Source organism: Dapis purpurea BLCC-M126 (genome assembly GCF_050015975.1).
Lineage (GTDB): Bacteria > Cyanobacteriota > Cyanobacteriia > Cyanobacteriales > Microcoleaceae > Trichodesmium.
This window is the reverse complement of record NZ_JBNHER010000072.1, coordinates 1-1,802: the sequence shown is the minus strand read 5'-3', so window position 1 is coordinate 1,802 and position 1,802 is coordinate 1. Positions and strand designations below refer to the sequence as shown.

Sequence of the window (1,802 nt, the reverse complement as noted above, 5' to 3'; positions counted from 1 at the left end):
ATATTTGGCGAATCATTCAATAGTATTGCGCCTGGTTTAGTCGATACAATTAAAAATATAATTAATTCACACTGGATATTTGTAATTATTTTAATGATAGTTGTTCCTGGTAGTGCTTTTTGGTACTACAGAAGACGAATTATACCTCGTTGGCAACCTTGGACACTATTAAGTTTACTTTTATTATTATCTCTATCAGTTAGTGGTTTAAATGTAATTATTAGCTATGTTGGTAACTTTTTTACTACCGCCCTAGCAGAAAAAGACCAACCAACATTTTGGCGATTTCTATTTGTTTATGCCGGAGTGTTTATTGTTGGTACTCCAATTGTTGTAGTTTACACCTATACACGCCAAAAATTAGGACTATATTGGCGAGAGTGGATGACTAGCAAATTTCTCGACAACTACTTACAAAATAGGTCTTATTATCAAATTAACTCAGAGGGAAAAATTGATAATCCAGACCAAAGAATAGCAGAAGATATTAAATCTTTCACTAGGCAAAGTTTGTTTTTTCTGCTGACAATTCTTAACTCCATAATTGATGTAATTTCCTTCACCGGAATTCTGTGGTCAATATCAGTACCACTGTCAATATTTCTAATTTTTTATGCTGTGATAGGAACATTAGTAGCAGTAATTTTTGGCAGAAAATTAATTACTTTAAATTTCAACCAACTCAGACGAGAAGCAGATTTTCGTTATGGATTAGTGCATATCCGTGACAATGCTGAATCAATTGCTTTTTACCAAGGAGAAGAACAAGAATCATTGCAAATAAAACAAAGATTTACTCGGGTTTTTAATAATTTTAATTTGCTCATTGGTTGGCAGAGAAATGTAGATTACTTTACCACTGGTTATCGATATGTAGTTATCATTTTGCCTTCTTTAATAATGGCTCCTATTTACTTTGCGGGTGAGATTAAATATGGAGATATTACTCAGGCAGGTTTTGCTTTTAGCCAGGTTTTAGGAGCTTTTTCTTTAGTAGTTAGTCAAATCGATAATTTAACTGCTTTTGCTGCTGGTATTAATCGTTTGGCTAAATTTAGAGACACATTAGAACATACGCAAAAATTACCAGAAATAGGAAATAGGGAAATTGATATTAGAGAAAATTCCCGACTGGCGCTAGAAAATATTACTCTGAATACTCCTCTAAATTACGAAGATATAAATGAAAGTCAAAAGACTCTGGTGAGAGATTTATCGCTAGCATTAGAACCTGGTAAAGGATTATTAATAGTAGGTCCAAGTGGAGTTGGTAAAAGTTCTTTATTAAGAGCAATAGCAGGTCTATGGAAATCAGGTACAGGTTGTTTAAGACGCCCCAATTTAGAAGAAATGTTATTTTTACCTCAGCGCCCTTATATGATTTTAGGAAGTTTAAGAGAACAGTTGTTATATCCTAAAGTTAATCAGGAATTTGATGAGCATAAATTACGAAAAATTTTGAAAGTTGTTAACTTAGAAGATTTACCAGATAGATTAGGTGGTTTTGATGTAGATTTACAATGGGAAAATGTTTTATCTTTAGGAGAACAACAACGTTTAGCTTTTGCCAGATTATTATTAACAAATCCTTGTTATGCAATTTTAGATGAAGCAACCAGTGCTTTAGACTTACAAAATGAGGCAGAACTTTATCAACAATTAAAAGCAACGAAAACAACCTTTATTAGTGTTGGACATCGTTTAAGTTTGTTAAAATATCATCAACAAGTTTTAGAATTAACTGGTAATGCTAATTGGCAAATATTATCTGCTGAAGATTATCAAGCAAAAGTGAGTTTATT

The 1,802-nt window shown here is 32.2% G+C and carries 1 protein-coding gene; it reads left to right on the top strand.

What is annotated here, in order from left to right:
* A partial coding sequence (locus tag ACP6PL_RS06780) for an ABC transporter ATP-binding protein/permease (RefSeq protein WP_426543863.1) occupies positions 1-1,802 on the top strand: 1,802 nt, incomplete at both ends.